This is a genomic window from Microbacterium sp. HD4P20 (assembly GCF_019449275.2).
GTDB lineage: Bacteria > Actinomycetota > Actinomycetes > Actinomycetales > Microbacteriaceae > Microbacterium.
In genome coordinates, this window is record NZ_JAHZQZ020000009.1 from 1 (window position 1) to 17,282 (window position 17,282).

The window sequence follows — 17,282 nt, forward strand, 5'->3', positions numbered from 1 at the left end:
GCCGATCGTCCGGGCGGCCCTTTGCGCCGGCTCGGGGGAGCCTCGCCGCACGCCTAGACTCGATCCATGCGCGCGGCCGATGTCTCCACCGACCTGACCGAAGTCCTCGTCACCGAGGAGCAGATCCACGACAAGCTCCAGGAGATCGCCGCCCGGGTCGATGCCGACTACGAGGGCGAGGATCTGCTGCTCGTCGGCGTGCTCAAGGGCGCGATCATGGTGATGGCCGACTTCTCGCGGGCGCTGAAGGTGACCGCGCCGATGGATTGGATGGCGGTCTCGTCGTACGGCGCCGGCACCAAGTCCAGCGGTGTCGTGCAGATCCGCAAGGACCTCGACACCGACATCATGGGCAAGCACGTCCTGATCGTCGAGGACATCATCGACTCGGGCCTGACCCTCAGCTGGCTGCTGGAGAACTTCACGGCGCGGGGTGCGGCATCCGTCGAGGTCTTCGCGCTGCTGCGCAAGCCCGCGGCCGCGAAGGTCGAGGTGCACTGCAAGTACGTGGGCTTCGACATCCCGACCGAGTTCGTCGTCGGCTACGGGCTCGACTACGCCGAGCGCTACCGCAACCTGCGCGACGTCGCCGTGCTCGCGCCCCACGTCTACTCGTAGGTCCAGGGCGTTTCGTCTCGGTCGCTTCGCTCCCTCGCTCAACGACCGGGGCAGGGTCCGCCCGCCGCGCGATTACGCCCGGGGCGAATGCACAGACAGCCCTTAGGAACGCCGCGATACCCTGATTTCACCCGTCGGCGGCCGAGAACAGGCTGGCGCGACGGTTCGTCGACGAAAGGGACCGGGCTCTCGCCCGCACCATGGACTTCAAGAAGATCACCCGCAACCCGCTCTTCTATGTCCTGCTGATCGGGATCTTCCTCATCGTGGGGTTCTCGCTCATCTCGAGCTTGAACGGCGCGAAGCAGATCTCGACGCAGGAAGGGCTGGAGCTCCTCGACGGCGACACCGTCACCGAGGTCGTCACCACCGACGGCGACCAGCGTGTCGACATGAAGCTGTCCGAGGCGTACGAGGGCGCGACCGACGTGCAGTTCTATTACGTCTCGGCGCGGGCCGAAGAGGTCGTCGATGCGATCAACGCCGCCGATCCCGCCGACGGCTTCAACGACGCGGTGCCGCGTGCGACGTGGTTCGACGGGTTCATCTCGCTGCTGCTGCCCATCCTGCTGCTCGGTCTGCTGTTCTGGTTCCTGCTCTCGAGCGCGCAGGGCGGCGGCAGCAAGGTCATGCAGTTCGGCAAGTCCCGGGCGAAGCTCGTGACCAAGGAGATGCCCCAGGTCACCTTCGCCGATGTCGCCGGGTCGGACGAGGCCATCGAGGAGATGCAGGAGATCAAGGACTTCCTGAAGGACCCCTCGAAGTTCCAGGCAGTCGGCGCCCGCATCCCCAAGGGCGTGCTGCTGTACGGCCCTCCCGGAACCGGGAAGACGCTGCTCGCCCGCGCCGTCGCCGGCGAGGCGGGGGTGCCGTTCTACTCCATCTCGGGTTCTGACTTCGTCGAGATGTTCGTCGGCGTCGGCGCGAGCCGGGTGCGCGACCTGTTCAACCAGGCCAAGGAGAACTCGCCCGCCATCATCTTCATCGACGAGATCGATGCCGTCGGCCGCCACCGAGGCGCCGGCATGGGCGGCGGTCACGACGAGCGCGAGCAGACCCTGAACCAGATGCTCGTCGAGATGGACGGCTTCGACCCGAAGGTCAACGTCATCGTGATCGCGGCGACGAACCGCCCCGACATCCTCGACCCGGCGCTGCTGCGTCCGGGCCGCTTCGACCGTCAGATCGGCGTCGACGCGCCGGACCTCAAGGGCCGCACCAAGATCCTCGAGGTCCACGGCCGCGGCAAGCCGCTCGCCGACGGTGTCGACCTCGAGGTCGTCGCCCGCAAGACGCCCGGCTTCACCGGTGCCGACCTCGCCAACGTCCTGAACGAGGCCGCGCTGCTGACCGCGCGCTCCAACGCGCAGCTGATCGACAACCGCGCGCTCGACGAGGCGATCGACCGCGTCATCGCCGGTCCGCAGCGCCGCACGCGCGTGATGAAAGACAAGGAGAAGCTCATCACGGCCTACCACGAGGGCGGACACGCGCTCGCGGCGGCGGCGATGAACCACACCGATCCGGTCACCAAGATCACGATCCTGCCGCGCGGCAAGGCGCTCGGGTACACGATGGTGCTGCCCCTGGACGACAAGTACTCGATCACCCGCAACGAGCTGCAGGACCAGCTGACCTATGCGATGGGCGGCCGCGTCGCCGAAGAGATCGTCTTCCACGATCCCACGACCGGCGCCAGCAACGACATCGAGAAGGCGACCAACATCGCCCGCAAGATGGTCACCGAGTACGGCATGACCATGGACGTGGGTCCGGTCAAGCTGGGCTCGTCGTCGGGTGAGGTGTTCATGGGCCGTGACATGGGTCACGGGCGCGACTTCTCCGAGCGCGTCGCCGAGCGGGTCGATTCACAGGTTCGCGACCTGATCGAGCAGGCGCACAACGAGGCCTACGAGGTCATCAACGCCAACCGCGACATCCTCGACAAGCTCGCGCTCGAGCTGCTCGAGAAGGAGACCCTCGACCACCTGGAGCTGGCCGAGATCTTCAAGGACGTCAAGCGCCTGCCTCCGCGCCCGCAGTGGCTCTCGAGCGAGCAGCGTCCGCCGTCGGCCCTGCCGCCGGTCGACGTACCCGCACGGCGCGAAGACGCCGGCCTGGCCGCGAGCGTCGAGGCCGACCAGCCGGTCGCCGAGAAGGCGGCCAAGCGGCGCCCGACCGGGCAGGCGCGCCCCGCGACCGCGTAGGCTCGGCCCGTGGCCGTCGACCGGGAGCGCATCGCCGCGCTCGTGCGCGAACTGCTCGGGGCGATCGGGGAGGATCCCGACCGTCCCGGGCTGAAGCACACCCCCGACCGCGTCGCCGACGCGTACGCCGAATTCTTCTCGGGAGTGGGAGAGGATGCCGCGGCCCCGCTCGCCCGCACGATCTCGGTGTCGCGGGGCCCGGCCCCCGACACGCTCCCGTCAGGCGCGGTCATGCTGCGGGGCATCCGGTTCCGCTCAGTGTGCGAGCACCACCTGCTCCCCTTCCGCGGACACGCTCACATCGCGTATCTTCCCGGCGAACAGGTCGTGGGGCTCGGGGCCCTGCCCAAGGTCGTCGAGATCCTGGCGTCACGGCCGCAGGTGCAGGAGCGACTGGGCGAGCAGATCGCCGACACGATCGCTGCCTCCCTCGATGCCCGTGGGGTGCTCGTGGTGCTGGACGCATCGCACGAGTGCGTCACGATGCGCGGCGGACAGCAGGCGGATGCCTCGACCGTGACGATCGCGGCACGCGGTGAGTTCACCGACCCGGCGGCGCGCGCAGAGCTCATCGCTCTCATGTCCACGCATCAGGGGGCGCGCGAATGACGCTCATCATGGGCGTGGTGAACGTCACCCCCGACTCGTTCAGCGACGGTGGCCGGTATGCGGATGCCGAAGCCGCCGTCGCGCACGGCCTGCGGTTGCGCGAGCAGGGCGCGCACATCCTCGATGTCGGCGGCGAATCCACCCGGCCCGGCGCCGAGCGGGTGGGTCCCGCGCTCGAGCAGGAACGCGTGCTGCCGGTCGTCTCGGCACTCGCCGAGGCGGGGGCGCTGGTCAGCATCGACACCATGAACGCCGCCACGGCTGTCGCCGCAGCAGCCGCCGGCGCCCGGATCGTCAACGATGTGTCGGGCGGCATGGCCGACCCCGACATGCTCCCCGCGGTCGGCCAGACCGAGGCCGACATCGTGCTCCAGCATTGGCGTGGTCACTCGGCGGACATGTACGCGCGGGCGACCTACGCCGACGTCGTGACCGAGGTGGTGGCCGAGCTGCGTGGCCGCATCGCCGCGGCCGCGGCCGCCGGCATCCCGCCGTCGCGTGTGATCGTCGACCCCGGCGTCGGTTTCGGCAAGCAGGGCGAGCAGAACTGGGAGACGCTGCGGGGGCTGGAGCGATTCGTCGCACTGGGTCCGCGTGTGCTCGTGGGCACGAGCCGCAAGCGGTTCCTCGCCGAGCTGCTCGCCGACGACCCGGCCGAGGCCACCGAGGACCGCCGGGACCTCGCGACCGCCGTGACGAGCGCGCTCGCTGCCCAGGCAGGAGTGTGGGCCGTCCGCGTGCACGATGTCGCAGCCACGCGGGATGCTCTTGCGGTGGCCGAGCGGTGGTCCGGCGCGCGCCGCGCCGATTCTGAGGGCAGGCAGGACTGATGGACTTCGCAGACGAGATCGTGCTCACCGGCATCCGTGCCTTCGGCTACCACGGGGTGTTCGAGGCGGAGCGGCGCGACGGCCAGGAGTTCGTGGTCGACACGACGCTATACGTGAAGACGGCGCGGGCCGCCGCGAGCGACGATGTCGCCGACACCGTGCACTACGGCGAGGTCGCCGAGCGCATCGTCGAGATCGTCTCGGGCGAGCCGGTGAACCTCATCGAGACCCTCGCCGTGCGCATCGCGGAAGATCTGCTCACGCGAGCGCACGTGCAGATGGTTGCCGTGACCGTGCACAAGCCGTCCGCGCCGATCACCGTGCCGTTCGCCGACGTGGCTGTGACGGTCCGCCGGACGCAGCATCCCATTCCGGATGACGAGGGGCGAGCGTGAACCGCCGTCTCGCACAGGGATTCGACGGCGACCTCGAACGGCAGCAGCACCGTGCAGTCGAGGCGGTGGTCGCTCTCGGCGCGAACCTGGGAGATCGTGCCGAGACGATGACGGCGGCCATCCACGACCTCGCGCGCCTGCCGCTCGTCGACGAGGTGCGGGTGTCCGAACCGATCGAGTCGGTGGCCCTCACCCCGGAGGGGCGGGATGCCTCGGCCCCGGCGTACCTCAACGCCGTGGCCGTCGTCACCACGCGCCTCGCGCCGTCGCTCCTGCTGGCCTACCTGCACGCGATCGAGCAGCGCCACGGCCGAACGCGCAGCGAGCGGCGCTCGGCGCGCGAGCCCGGGTGGGAGGACCGCACCCTCGACCTCGACCTGATCTCCTACGGCGACGTGATCAGCGATGACCCCGATCTGCTCCTGCCGCACCCGCGCGCCGCCGAACGCGACTTCGTGCTCGAGCCCTGGCTCGCGATCGACCCCGACGCTGTGCTGCCCGGAGCAGGGCGCGTCGATGCCGCGCTCGCGCGACTGCGAGGGTCGGGCACCCGTGCCGAGAGGCCGCCCGGGTCGCATCCCCGGCCTGGCGAGGGAGAAGCGTGAAGCGCACCGGAGCCGGCGTCCTGCTCGTCGCGGCAGTGCTGGGCATGGCTGCCGGGTTCGCCCTCGATCAGCTGCTCACCTCGATGGGGCGGCCGACGTTCACCCCTGCGGTGACCCTGCCGATCCTGCTGGTGATGCTCGGGGTGCTGGTGATCGTGCTGGCGATCCCGATCCGCCGCGCGACGCGCAGCGGCACGAGCGGTGCGATCAACCCGTTCCGCGCCGTGCGGGTGGCGATGCTCGCGAAGGCGTCGAGCATCGTGGGTGCGGCGATCGGCGGGCTGGGTGCAGGGCTGCTGATCTTCCTGGTGAGCCGGCCGGTGCCACCCTCGCTAGGCTCGTTGGAGACGGTCATCGCGACGGCCGTGAGCGGCGCGGTCCTGGTCGTCGCCGGACTCGTCGCGGAGCACCTGTGCACGATCCGGAAGGACGAGGATGACGAACAGCCCGGAGTCGACGCCTGATGCGGGTCACCCCGCCGACCCAGGCGCACTGACCCACGCGGCGCCGGACGCGGCGCCGCACGCCGCGCAGGCGAGTCCGCCGCCGGTCGAGGGCGACACCTTCTCGCACCTCACCGAGCCACGGTCCGAGAACCGCCTCGTGCTCGAGAGCGGCGTGTGGCACCAGATCTCACCCAAGTACGTGCGCGTGCAGTTCATCGCCAACGGTGCGTTCCTGTTGCTCGTCGTCGCGGCGACCCTCGTGCTGGCCCTCGTCATGAACCAGTGGTGGGCGTGGATCCCAGGGGGCTTCATCACGCTGATCCTGGTGTGGACGCTTGCGATCCTGCCGCGGCAGGCCCGTTCGATCGGGTATCAGCTGCGTCAGGACGACCTCGTCTTCCGTCGTGGCATCCTGTGGCAGCGGTTCGTCGCGGTGCCGTACGGCCGGATGCAGCTCATCGACATCACGCACGGGCCGCTCGACCGCGGCTTCGGCATCGCGCAGCTCAAGTTCGTGACGGCCGCCGCGGCGACCGGCGTCGTGATCCCCGGTCTCGAGCAGGCGACGGCCGACACGCTGCGTGACCACCTCGTGGGCGTCGCCGAAAGCCGGCGCACGGGCCTATGACATCCGTTCCTCCTCACGCCGTCCCGCCGCCTCCCGCGGAGCTCGTGCGCTCGCCCCTGAGTGACGGCGAGTGGCATCGGCTGCATCCGCTGACGCCGCTGCTGCGGGGCGGGCTGTTCCTCATCGTGATCATCGGCGTCGTGGTCGCGAACCTCCGCGACCGGCTGCTCGTCGTGTTCCTGCCGTGGCTGGCTCCCGAGGTCAGCGACGAGGTCGACTGGGAGGTCTCGGGCGGCGACCCCATCGACTTCATCATCGTCAACAACCTCTACGTCGTCGCGGTGCTCGCGGTCCTGGCCGTCCTGATTCTGCTGGTCGCCGGCTTCTACCTGTCGTGGCGGTTCCACACCTTCCGCATCACCGGCGACGATGTCGAAGTGCGCAGCGGCATCCTGTTCCGCACGCAGCGCCGTGCGCCGCTGGACCGCGTGCAGGGCGTCAACCTCACCAGGCCGATGATCGCGCGACTGCTGGGCATGGCCAAGCTCGAGGTGGTCGGCGCCGGCACCGACGCGAACGTCAAGCTGGAGTACCTGTCGACGGCGAACGCAGAAGCGGTGCGCGCCGACATCCTGCGTCTCGCATCCGGTCGCCGGCTGGCGGATGCCGCGGCCCCTGGAGGCGCGCCGGATGCTGCTCGTGCGGCGGGAGGACGCGTAGCCGCGCTGGGTCAGACCGTGGGCCGCGAGCTCACCGGTCTCATCGAGGGTTCCGAGGCACCGGTCGCGGTGCCGGAGTCGGTCGTGAGCATCCCGGTCGGCCGGCTCGTGGCATCCCACATCATCAGCATGTCGACGGTGTTCCTCGTGCTCGGGACCGTGGCTGTCATCATCGGCGTCTCGCAGGGCGTCACGTGGTTGCTGTTCGCGTTCGTGCCCGGCCTCATCGGCTTCGGCGCGTACTGGGTGCGCTCCATCGTGCGCTCGCTGCGGTACTCGATCGCTCCCACGCCCGACGGCGTGCGGATCACGTTCGGCCTGCTCACCACCGTCACCGAGATCGTCCCTCCGGGGCGGGTGCACGCCGTCGAGGTGACGCAGCCGATCCTGTGGCGTCCGTTCGGCTGGTGGACGATCCGCATCAACCGGCTGACCGGCCGCAGCGCCAGCGACACGTCGACCGACCAGTTCACCACGGTGCTGCCGGTGGGAACCGCGGCGGATGTCGAACGCGTGCTGCGCCTGCTGCAGCCGTCGGTGCCCGACGACGAGTGGGCGGTGATCGCGCACGAGGGGATGTCGGGATCGGGCAAGTCGGACGTCTTCACCAATTCGCCCGCGCGGGCGTGGTGGATCCGGCCGTTCTCCTACCGGCGCAGAGGGTTCCGCCTGACCCGCGACCTGCTGCTACTGCGCCGCGGCGTCGTGTGGCGCAAGCTCGCCATTCTGCCGCTGGCGCGCCTGCAGAGCTTCGCCCTGCATCAGGGGCCGCTCGACCGGCTCACGCGGGTCGCGAACGCCCGCGCCCACGTGGTGACCGGCCCGGTGTACCCGTACCTGGCTGCGATCGACCGCGACGCCGCCCTCACCCTCTTCGACGACGTGACCCGCGCGACCATCCAAGCTGCGCTTGTGGATCGCACACATCGCTGGGCAGAGGAGACGGATGCCCCGGCCGACGCCGCTCCCGGGGACGAGGTTCCGACGACCGGCGGGGAGGCTCTGCGCGACCGATCCACCGAGGGCTCGGCATGAGGCGGGAAGGCCGCCTCGGCATCGGCGTCGTCGGTGCGGGACGTGTCGGTCCGGTGCTCGCGGCGAAACTCGCCGGTGCAGGACACGCACTGGTGGGAGTCACGGGGGGATCCGACCCCGACCGGGTGGGAGCGATCCTTCCGGGAGTGCCCGTACTCGATCCGACCGAGGTGGCCCGCCGCAGCGAGCTGGTCATCGTCGCGGTGCCGCACGATGAGCTGGCGGGGCTCGTCGCGGGACTGGCCGAGGTCGGCGCGTGGCAGCCGGGGCAGCTGGTGATGCACACCGATCCCGCCTTCGGCACCGGCATCCTCTCTCCCGCCGTCTCGCGCGGCGCCATTCCGCTGGCGGTGCACCCGGCGATCGCGTTCACCGGCACGTCGATGGACCTGCGCGCGCTGACCAACGCATACGCGGCGGTGACGGCTCCGGCGCCGGTGCTCCCCATCGCGCAGGCGCTCGCCGTCGAGCTGGGCTGCGAACCCGTCGTGATCGCCGAGGACGCGCGGCCCGCCTACGCGGAGGCGATGGCGACCGCCCGCGATTTCTCGCGCTCGATCGTGCAGCAGGCGACGAGGCTCCTCGCCGAGGCCGGCGTCCCGCACCCTGGCACTTATCTGTCTGCCCTCGCGCACACGACCATCGACCAGGCACTCGCCGAGGCGGGGTCGGGCCCCGGCATCGATCCGACCGCTAGCATCCAAGGATGATCCGCACCGTCGCCGAACTGCGCGCCCGCCTGGCCCAGGTCAGAGCCGCCGCACCGCAGGCGCGCGTCGCGCTCGTCTCGACGATCGGCGCCCTGCACGACGGGCATACCGACCTCGTCCACCGCGCGCGCGAAGAGGCTGACATCGTCGTGGTGTCGAGCTTCGTCAATCCGCTCCGGTTCGCTGCCCCGTCCGAGCTCGCCGCCTACCCGCGCACACCAGGGGAGGATGCCGAGCTGCTGGAGTCGCTGGGAGTCGAGGTGGTCTTCGCGCCCGAGCAGTCCGAGCTGCTGCCCGACGGAGCCGCCACGACCAAGATCAGCGCCGGTGACCTCGGGCTGCGGTACGAGGGACGTGCCCGGCCGTCCTACTTCGACGGGCTGCTCACGGTCGAGGCCAAGCTGTTCCACCTCGTGCGGCCCGATGTGGCGGTGTACGGCGAGCGCGATCGGCAGCGGATCTTCCTCGTGCGGCGGATGATCCGCGACCTGTTCTTCGACATCGAGGTCGTCACGGCCGACACCGTGCGCAGCGACGACGGACTGCCGGTCTCGACGCGGATCGGCCTGCTGGATGCGGGCGATCGGGCCGCCGCGGCGCTGCTGCCGGCGGCGCTGGACGCCGCCGCCGCGAACGCCGAGCGCGGGGTCGATGCCTGCATCGCCGCGGCGCAGTCCACGCTGATGGGGGAGCCGCGCATCCGGCTGGAGTATCTCAGCGTCGTCGATCCCGCCACCTTCCTTCCCGTCGATGAGGGCCGGCCGGGTCCGGCGCTCGCGCTCATCGCCGCGAGCGTCGGCGGACACCGCTTCATCGACAACGCCGAGATCTACGTCGGCTGACCGGCCGTCCGACCGGCGGGCGCCGCGGGGAGCGTCGATAGACTTGGGGGTCCGCGTTCCGAGGAGCCCCCTGCCATGACCGACACGACCGCGCCCGCCGAGGGCCCTGCCGAGCCGACCGAAGAAGAAGTATTCGAGCAGAAGGCTGTGCGGCTGGCCAAGCGCGAGCGGCTGATCGCGGAGCGAGCGGATGCCGCGGGCGGGGCGTACCCGGTCAGCCTGCCGATCACCGACACGATCCCGGCCCTGCGCGAGCGCTTCGCAGATCTCGAGGCCGGGGCCGAGACGGGCGTGACCGCGGCGGTCGCCGGCCGCGTCGTGTCGAGCCGCAACACCGGCAAGCTGTGCTTCGCCACGCTGCAGGCCGGGGACGGCAGCCGCATCCAGGCGATGGTGTCGCTCGCTGCGGTGGGCGATGAGTCGTTGCAGGCGTGGAAGGAGCTCGTCGACCTCGGCGACCACGTCTTCGTGTCGGGCGGGGTCATCTCCAGCCGCCGCGGCGAGCTGTCGATCATGGTGGCCGATTGGCGCATCGCGTCCAAGGCGATCCTGCCGTTGCCGAACCTGCACAACGAGCTGAGCGAAGAGAATCGCGTTCGCAGCCGCTTCCTCGACCTCATCGTCCGCGACCGTGCGCGCGAGACGGTGCTGGCGCGCGCGAAGGTCAACGCGAGCCTGCGCGAGACGTTCGCCGCGCGCGACTTCGTCGAGGTCGAGACCCCGATGCTGCAGGTGCAGCACGGCGGAGCATCCGCTCGCCCCTTCATCACGAACTCCAACGCGTTCGACGCGGACCTCTACCTGCGCATCGCTCCCGAGCTCTTCCTCAAGCGTGCGGTCGTCGGCGGCATCGACCGGGTGTTCGAGATCAACCGCAATTTCCGCAACGAGGGAGCCGACTCCACGCACAGCCCCGAGTTCGCGATGCTCGAGGCCTATCAGGCGTACAGCGACTACAACGGCATCGCCGACCTCACGCAGGAGCTCGTCCAGAACGCCGCGATCGCGGTGACGGGATCGACCACCGTGACGTGGGCCGACGGCACCGAGTACGACCTCGGCGGGCAGTGGGAGCGGCTGTCGATGTACGAATCGCTGTCGCACGCGGCGGGCCGCACGATCACGCCCGAGACCCCGCTCGACGAGTTGCGCGCGCTCGCGGCGTCCGCGGGCGTCGAAGAGCCGCCCCACGTGATCCACGGCAAGCTCGTGGAAGAGCTGTGGGAGCACTTCGTCAAGTCGCAGCTGACGCGGCCGACCTTCGTGATGGACTTCCCGCTCGACACCAGCCCGCTGGTGCGCGAGCACCGCACCATCCCCGGTGTCGTCGAGAAGTGGGATCTCTACACACGAGGATTCGAGCTCGCCACCGGATACTCCGAGCTGGTCGACCCGGTCATCCAGCGCGAGCGCTTCGTCGAGCAGGCCAAGCTCGCAGCCCGCGGCGACCTCGAGGCGATGCGCATCGACGAGGAGTTCCTGCGCGCGCTCGAGCACGGCATGCCCCCCACCGGGGGGATGGGCATGGGGATCGACCGGCTGCTCATGGCGATCACCGGGCTCGGCATCCGAGAGACCATCCTCTTCCCGCTGGTCAAGTAGGCCGCCTACCGCGGCGCCCGGCCTCAGCCCTGGCGCGCCTTGAAACGCGGGTTGAGCTTGTTGATGACGAAGATCCGGCCGCGACGGCGAACGACCTGCGCCCCGGGCATCTTCTTCATCGACTTCAGCGAGTTGCGGACTTTCATGTCGACTCCGATTGTTATTGAGAACAATTCTCAACTACCGTAGCTCATGTGAGCGCCCTTCCACCGCCGTCGGCTGCGGGTCTGGCCGTCACCCTCGTGAGCGGCGGCGACCTGATCGACAGTCGCCGGGTCGCCGAGAGCATGAGCCGCGGCCCGGCGAGGCGAGTCTCCTGCGCGCTCGATGTCTCGGGCGCTGACAGTGCCGAGTTCGCGGTCGACCTGGCGGAGGCGCTGATGGCGGATGCCAGTGACGGGCTGACCGGCAACGCGGTCGTGCTGCTCGAGCCGAGCGCCGACCCCGTCGAGGTCGCTCTGGTCATGGAGCACGTCCTGAACATCCAGGAGCCGGCAGTCCTGGTGGGAATCCGGGACGTGGTCGCCGTCACGTCGGTCAGTGAAGTCCTGACGGTTCTCTTCGACGCTCGAGCCGACGGGGCAGCCGCGGCCGGCAGCCGCGACTTCGACGCGCCAGGCCGACTGGCCCGGCGGCTCGAGTTCGCAAGCGTCATCGTGCTCACCGACGACGACGCCTCACACCAGCCTGCCCAGGCGAAGCTCGTCACTGCGTTCCTCGCGCAGCTGGCGCCGGCTGCGCGGGTCGTATCGGAATCGCAGGTGTCGAGCCTCCGGTCGCCGTCGGTGCTACTGGTCAGGGGGCGTGCGCACCGGCTCGGCGCGTCGATGGGCTGGCAGCAGCAGCTCGTAGAAGGAGCGCCCGCCGCGGCCAGTCCTGGCGCGATCGGCGCCCACGTGTTCCGCGATCCTCGCCCATTCCATCCCGGGCGACTCTACGAGGCGATCGGCGATCGGCTCATCCCGCAGCGCGTGGGCAGGATCCTCCGGTCTCGGGGCTTCGTCCGCCTGGCCACCCGCCCCGACCGCGTCGGCGCGTGGTCGACGGCCGGCGACGTGCTCGACCTCGATCCGACGAGCCTGCTCAGCTGGGATGCCGATTCTCCGGTCGGTCAGGAGATCGTCTTCTTCGGCCTGCGCCTGGACCGGGACGTACTCGACGCGACGCTCACCGCGTGCCTGCTCGATCCCACCGAGCTCGTCGCCGGGCCGGAATCATGGGCGCGGTACGCAGACCCCTTTCCGCAGTGGTCTGTTCCGCATCACCACTGACTCGAACGTCAGTGCTCGTCGTAGTGCTCGCCGTGGACGGCGTGCTTGTGTCCGTCGTGCACGTAGTCGACGTGGTCGTCGTGCGGGACGGCTTCGTGACCGCAGTCGGCGCCGTGAGCGTGCTCTTGGGTGGTGTGCTCGGCGACGCTCTCGTGCTCGTCGTAGTGGTCACCGTGCGCCGCGTGATGATGGGTGCCGTGCACGTAGTCGACGTGGTCCTCGTGTTGGACCGCCTCGTGACCGCAGTCGGTCCCGTGCTCGTGCTCGGCGATCGTGTGCTCTGCGTGGATCTCAGTGGTGCTCATCGTTCTTTCCCTCCGTCAGGGTGTCCTCTTCGAGGACGTGAGTGATCGCGTCGTCGACGACGTGCGCGATGTGGTGGTCGGCGAGCCGATAGATCGCCTCGCGGCCGGTACGAGAGACCGTCACGATTCCTGTCTGTCGCAAGGTCCGTAGATGCTGCGAAACGAGCGGCTGCGACATCCCGCTCCGCGAAACCAGCTCACTCACCCCGGAGGGCTCCGCGGCAAGCAGGCGCAGCAGGTAGAGGCGAGACGAGGAGCCCAGCACTTTGAAGAGTTCCGCAGTGGCTTCCAGCCCCGCCTCTCGTTCCATGTCCCCATCGAACCAGGAGACATAAGCAGATCGCAATATGTTTATGCAATCGAGAACGATGATCGGTTTGCGCTGCGTTGCGCTGCGCTTGGTATGGGGCAGGAACGGCGGACGACCGACGGTGGCGCTGTCATCGCGACCAGACGAACTCGGGCAGGTGGCCGGCCCGGACGAACGACAGCACGATCTCGGACAACCCGTGCTCCGGCTCGATGTCACACGCCCGTTGCGCGTACGCCTCGGCGTGCGTCGACCGTCCGAGGGCCCACGACAGCCACGCGCACATCGACAGTGGACCGGGTCGCGCACTCCGCGGGGCGACCGCCGCCGCGTGCCGCACGAGCTGCAGCGCACGCTCGAGCCGCTCGGGGTCCGGCCGGTCCCCTTCGCCCCACATCCGCATCGCGAGGTGCTCGGGGTACTCCTCCCCGTCCTCCCACCTCAGCTGGGCGTCGAACGCTTCGTCGCCCTGGGCAAGGTTTCCGCTCCATTGCACGAGGGCCACGTCGCGAAGCGACGGACGAGACAAGCACCAGACGAGAGCCGCTGCGCGATACGGGTCGAGGGCCGCGGCATCCCAGGCGAGGGCGTCCTCGAAGAGATCGGGCAGGTCGTCCAGCAGACACGCGGTGGCCAGAGCCCGCGGGTCGACGCGACCCTCGTCCGTCATCGACTCGTCGGACACCTCGTCCGCTTCTGCGGAGCTGGCGACGTCCGTGCCGCAGAGCACGGTGACGGCACGATTCACCGCCCCCAGCGCCCGCGCGACGTCCTCCCGCTCGGCGTCGTCGATGGCAGGAAGCTCCGCGCCCGAGCCCTGGTCACCGCTCGGCGCGGGCAGTTCCGCCAATTCCGCCGGGACCGCATCGAGGTCGGCCAGCGCCCGGCCGGATCCCGGGCAGGACGGGTCGAGGTAGGAGCCCCACGCGTCGGCCGTGACGCACAGCGCGTCGACCAGTCGCAGGCCGCACGCATCGGCGCGGCGAGCGAGCGCCTCGACGAGGTCTCGGTGCGGCATCCCGGCGTGCCCACCGAAGCTCGAGCCGGTGTACGCGACCGTCGCCAGCCCGTCGGCGTGCGGAAGACGGCAGACCATGCCGATGACGGTGGAAGCGATGCTGTCGACTGCGGCAGTCGCCGTATCGGGTAGATCGACCCGCATGGCGCCGAGGCTGCGCGAGCCGTGGAACGGGATCACCACGAGGCTGCGCGTCGGGTGATAGCCGAGCAGACGGGGGACGAAGGACAGGAACTGCGCGGCATCGGCCGCCTTGACGATTGTGCTGGTCATGTCGACCGACTCTCGGGCGGCAGGGGTGCGCGGCGAAAGACCTGTGGATGGATGACGCTCACCCACGCCCGCAGGCCGCACCTGTGGAGGAACCGTCCATATCCGCGGCGTATCCTGGAGGGCATGGACGACTACTGGCTCGCAGTGCTGTGGACGCTGCTGCCCACCGTCGTCGTGAGCGCGATCTTCTTCTTCGTCCTGCGCAGCATCATCCGCGCCGACCGCCACGAGCGCCGCGAGTACTCCCGCATCGAGGCCGAGGAGCGCGCCAAGCGCGGACTGCCGCCCGCCGCGTCCGAGCTCTGACCGCCGCCCCCACTACGCTGGGGACACCGCGCAGTCGGGGGACGTGGAGGGGGCCAGGTGATATCCATCACGATCGATGCGACGTGGTGGGTTCTTGTCGTCTTCGTCGTCGACCTCGCCATCCGCATCGCCGCGATCATCGTCGTGCCCCGCAACCGCCGGCCGACCGCCGCCATGGCCTGGCTGCTGGCGATCTACTTCATTCCCATCATCGGCGTCTTCCTGTTCCTGCTGATCGGAAACCCGCGCCTGCCGCGCAAGCGCCGCCGCAAGCAGGAGCGCATCAACGAGTACATCCACGACACGAGTGAGTCGCTCGACTTCGGCACGTTGCGTCCGCACGCGCCCGAGTGGTTCACGTCGCTGGTGACCCTCAACCGCAATCTCGGGGCGATGCCGCTCGCGGGCGACAACGCCGCCCACCTCATCTCGCGCTACCAGGACAGCCTCGACGCCATGGCCGACGCGATCCGTTCGGCCGAGCGTTACGTGCACGTCGAGTTCTACATCTTCCAATCGGATGCCGCGACCGACAACCTGTTCCGTGCCCTCGAAGAGGCGACGGCGCGAGGCGTGACGGTGCGTGTGCTGCTGGATCACTGGGCCAACCGCGGCAAGCCGTTCTATCGCCGCACCCTGAAGCGGCTGGACGCGATGGGCGCGCACTGGCACCTGATGCTGCCCGTGCAGCCGTTCAAGGGCAAGTACCAGCGCCCCGACCTGCGCAACCACCGAAAGCTGCTCGTCGTGGACGGCCGCGTGGCGTTCACCGGCTCGCAGAACGTGACCGACTCTACGTACAACCTCAAGAAGAACATCCGTCGCGGGTTGCACTGGGTCGACCTCATGGCGCGCATCGAAGGCCCGGTCGTGGCATCCGTCAACGCCGTCTTCTTGAGCGACTGGTACAGCGAGACCGACGAGGTGCTCACCGACGAGATCGACCTGTTCAATGTGACCTCCGGGCCCGGCGACCTCGACTGCCAGATCATCCCGTCCGGCCCCGGTTTCGAGTTCGAGAACAACCTCAAGCTGTTCGCGGCGCTCCTCTACGCCGCTCAGCGCCGGATCATCGTGGTGAGTCCCTATTTCGTGCCCGATGAGGCGCTGCTGCTCGCGGTCACGACGGCGTGCCAGCGGGGAATCCACGTGGAGCTGTTCGTGTCGGAGGAGGGCGACCAGGCGATCGTCTACCACGCGCAGCGCAGCTACTACGAGGCGCTGCTTCGCGCCGGCGTGAAGATCTGGATGTACGAGAAGCCCTACATTCTGCACACCAAGAGCCTCACCATCGACGACGAGGTCGCGATCATCGGCTCGAGCAACATGGACATGCGATCGTTCGGTCTCAACATGGAGATCTCGATGCTCGTGCGCGGCGAGGAGTTCGTGCGCGAGATGCACGACGTCGAGGACCAGTACCGTTCGCTCAGCCGCCGGCTGACCCTCGAGGAATGGGAGAAGCAGCCCCTGCGCTCGACGGTCCTCGACAACCTCGCGCGCCTCACGTCGGCGCTGCAATAGGGGCTTCGACCGGTCGTGGCGGGGGTTTCCGAAGTTCTCGAGAGATTCTCTGGCTGATTGCGACACCATAGGGATGACGGATGCCCCGCCTCGCGGCATCCCGGATCGAAAGGCCTTCGCATGCCACGTCGCCCATCCTCCGCCCTGGCCGGATCGTTTCTGGTGCTTCTCGTCGCCGGCACGCTGACCGCGTGCGCGTCGACCGCCGGGCCGGGCTCGCCGGCGACGCCTTCCTCGACCCCGAGTGGTTCGTCGGGCGGTGCCGGCACTGAGATCGAGGTCGATGCCGCGTGGCTCGACAACGGCCGCATGATCGGGATCGTGACCGAGGGATCATCGACGTGCGTGCCCACCGCCGGTGAGGTCGCGCTCAACGGCGCCGTGCTCGATGTCGAGCTCATCGAGCCGCCCGAGGACATCGTCTGCACCCGCGACCTGGCACCCCGTGCGACGATCGTGGCGGTACCGGAGGGTGTCGACCCGACGCAGGAGCTCGAGATCCGCGTGACGCTCGGCGACAGCCACGGCGACACCGACCTCGACGGCGTCGCCGGCCTCGACGCCAGCGGCGAGACGGACTACCTGCCGAGCGCCGGCTGGACCGACGACGACGGCGAGTTCATCGTGCTGACATGGGGCTCGTCGTCGTGCGTGCCGGCCGTCGAGTCCGTCACCACCGCCGGCTCGGAGGTCACCGTGACCTTCGTCACGCCGCCGGCCGACCAGGTCTGCACCGCCGACATGGCTCCGCGCGGCACGCTCGTGCAGGCCGACGGTCTTGACGACGACTCCGAGGCCTTCGCGATCCTCACCGGCGGCGAGTTCGACAACGTCCGGATCCCCATCATCGGCAACGACTGACGCCCGCGATTCCGCCCGGCCCGTGGCATCCGGAAGCCCCTGGCTGTTGCTGCGATCGGACTCCGCCCGGCGGAGCTTCGACCCGTGGCATCCGGAATCCCCTGGCTGTTGCTGCGATCGGACTCCGCCCGGCGGAGCTTCGGCCCGTTGTCGGCGGATGGCTCGCAGATTCTCCGCCCAGGCCGCGATTCACCGCCGGGCGGGAGGGCACTCCTCCGGCTGGGGGGG

The 17,282-nt window shown here is 69.5% G+C and carries 20 protein-coding genes; 16 read left to right on the forward strand and 4 right to left on the reverse strand.

The genetic code is table 11. The features are described 5' to 3' along the window. Positions 1-66 precede the first annotated feature (66 nt). From hpt to lysS, 12 genes are all read left to right on the forward strand, one after another. Positions 67-618, forward strand: coding sequence for a hypoxanthine phosphoribosyltransferase (gene hpt / locus K0817_RS02100; protein WP_219979711.1), 552 nt, complete (start codon positions 67-69; stop codon positions 616-618). A 200-nt stretch (positions 619-818) separates the two neighbouring features. Next, positions 819-2,825 (forward strand): ATP-dependent zinc metalloprotease FtsH, encoded by a 2,007-nt coding sequence (ftsH, locus tag K0817_RS02105; RefSeq protein WP_219979712.1) that lies wholly within the window; start codon positions 819-821, stop codon positions 2,823-2,825. 9 nt (positions 2,826-2,834) lie between these two features. After that, a complete protein-coding gene (gene folE, locus K0817_RS02110; RefSeq protein ID WP_219979713.1) occupies positions 2,835-3,434 on the forward strand; it encodes a GTP cyclohydrolase I in 600 nt (199 codons plus the stop codon). Continuing rightward, positions 3,431-4,264, forward strand: coding sequence for a dihydropteroate synthase (folP, locus tag K0817_RS02115; RefSeq protein ID WP_219979714.1), 834 nt, complete (start codon positions 3,431-3,433; stop codon positions 4,262-4,264). Before folE ends, folP begins: the two co-directional genes overlap by 4 nt. After that, positions 4,264-4,659 carry a dihydroneopterin aldolase gene (folB, locus tag K0817_RS02120; RefSeq protein ID WP_219979715.1) on the forward strand — a complete coding sequence of 132 codons (396 nt, stop codon included), beginning with the start codon at positions 4,264-4,266 and terminating at the stop codon, positions 4,657-4,659. Before folP ends, folB begins: the two co-directional genes overlap by 1 nt. After that, on the forward strand, positions 4,656-5,264 hold the full coding sequence (gene folK, locus K0817_RS02125) for a 2-amino-4-hydroxy-6-hydroxymethyldihydropteridine diphosphokinase (protein ID WP_219979716.1): 609 nt from the start codon (positions 4,656-4,658) through the stop codon (positions 5,262-5,264). Before folB ends, folK begins: the two co-directional genes overlap by 4 nt. Further along, a complete protein-coding gene (locus K0817_RS02130) occupies positions 5,261-5,728 on the forward strand; it encodes a DUF3180 domain-containing protein (RefSeq protein WP_219979717.1) in 468 nt (155 codons plus the stop codon). The genes folK and K0817_RS02130 overlap by 4 nt, the downstream gene beginning before the upstream one ends. Further along, entirely contained in the window at positions 5,700-6,338 is a 639-nt protein-coding gene (locus tag K0817_RS02135; RefSeq protein ID WP_219979718.1) for a PH domain-containing protein, read from the forward strand. The genes K0817_RS02130 and K0817_RS02135 overlap by 29 nt, the downstream gene beginning before the upstream one ends. Continuing rightward, entirely contained in the window at positions 6,335-8,032 is a 1,698-nt protein-coding gene (locus K0817_RS02140) for a PH domain-containing protein (RefSeq protein ID WP_219979719.1), read from the forward strand. The genes K0817_RS02135 and K0817_RS02140 overlap by 4 nt, the downstream gene beginning before the upstream one ends. Then, the gene (locus K0817_RS02145) at positions 8,029-8,742 is read left to right on the forward strand and encodes a Rossmann-like and DUF2520 domain-containing protein (RefSeq protein WP_219979720.1); all 714 of its coding nucleotides are present in this window, start codon (positions 8,029-8,031) and stop codon (positions 8,740-8,742) included. The genes K0817_RS02140 and K0817_RS02145 overlap by 4 nt, the downstream gene beginning before the upstream one ends. Then, positions 8,739-9,584: a pantoate--beta-alanine ligase gene (gene panC, locus K0817_RS02150; protein ID WP_219979721.1), complete on the forward strand. Its 846-nt coding sequence runs from the start codon at positions 8,739-8,741 to the stop codon at positions 9,582-9,584. The genes K0817_RS02145 and panC overlap by 4 nt, the downstream gene beginning before the upstream one ends. A 75-nt stretch (positions 9,585-9,659) precedes the next feature. Further along, entirely contained in the window at positions 9,660-11,186 is a 1,527-nt protein-coding gene (lysS, locus tag K0817_RS02155) for a lysine--tRNA ligase (RefSeq protein ID WP_219979722.1), read from the forward strand. A 23-nt stretch (positions 11,187-11,209) separates the two neighbouring features. Here the strand turns inward: lysS and ykgO are convergent, their stop codons facing one another. Further along, positions 11,210-11,332 (reverse strand): type B 50S ribosomal protein L36, encoded by a 123-nt coding sequence (ykgO, locus tag K0817_RS02160; protein WP_219979723.1) that lies wholly within the window; start codon positions 11,330-11,332, stop codon positions 11,210-11,212. Between the two features lie 48 nt (positions 11,333-11,380). Between ykgO and K0817_RS02165 the strand changes: the two genes are divergently transcribed. Next, positions 11,381-12,457: a GTP-binding protein gene (locus tag K0817_RS02165; RefSeq protein WP_253735125.1), complete on the forward strand. Its 1,077-nt coding sequence runs from the start codon at positions 11,381-11,383 to the stop codon at positions 12,455-12,457. An 8-nt stretch (positions 12,458-12,465) separates the two neighbouring features. Here the strand turns inward: K0817_RS02165 and K0817_RS02170 are convergent, their stop codons facing one another. The 3 genes from K0817_RS02170 to K0817_RS02180 form a co-directional block, all read right to left on the reverse strand. After that, positions 12,466-12,762, reverse strand: a complete 297-nt coding sequence (locus K0817_RS02170; protein ID WP_219979724.1) for a hypothetical protein — start codon at positions 12,760-12,762, stop codon at positions 12,466-12,468. Beyond that, positions 12,749-13,072, reverse strand: coding sequence for a helix-turn-helix transcriptional regulator (locus K0817_RS02175; protein WP_219979725.1), 324 nt, complete (start codon positions 13,070-13,072; stop codon positions 12,749-12,751). Before K0817_RS02175 ends, K0817_RS02170 begins: the two co-directional genes overlap by 14 nt. A 130-nt stretch (positions 13,073-13,202) precedes the next feature. Then, on the reverse strand, positions 13,203-14,363 hold the full coding sequence (locus tag K0817_RS02180) for a DUF4192 family protein (protein WP_219979726.1): 1,161 nt from the start codon (positions 14,361-14,363) through the stop codon (positions 13,203-13,205). 123 nt (positions 14,364-14,486) lie between these two features. Here K0817_RS02180 and K0817_RS02185 point away from each other — a divergent pair, with 123 nt between their 5' ends. From K0817_RS02185 to K0817_RS02195, 3 genes are all read left to right on the forward strand, one after another. Next, a complete protein-coding gene (locus tag K0817_RS02185; protein WP_219979727.1) occupies positions 14,487-14,669 on the forward strand; it encodes a hypothetical protein in 183 nt (60 codons plus the stop codon). Between the two features lie 57 nt (positions 14,670-14,726). Next, complete coding sequence (cls, locus tag K0817_RS02190) at positions 14,727-16,193, forward strand: cardiolipin synthase (RefSeq protein ID WP_219979728.1); 1,467 nt, start codon at positions 14,727-14,729, stop codon at positions 16,191-16,193. Between the two features lie 120 nt (positions 16,194-16,313). Continuing rightward, positions 16,314-17,054, forward strand: a complete 741-nt coding sequence (locus tag K0817_RS02195) for a hypothetical protein (protein WP_219979729.1) — start codon at positions 16,314-16,316, stop codon at positions 17,052-17,054. Positions 17,055-17,282 lie beyond the last annotated feature (228 nt).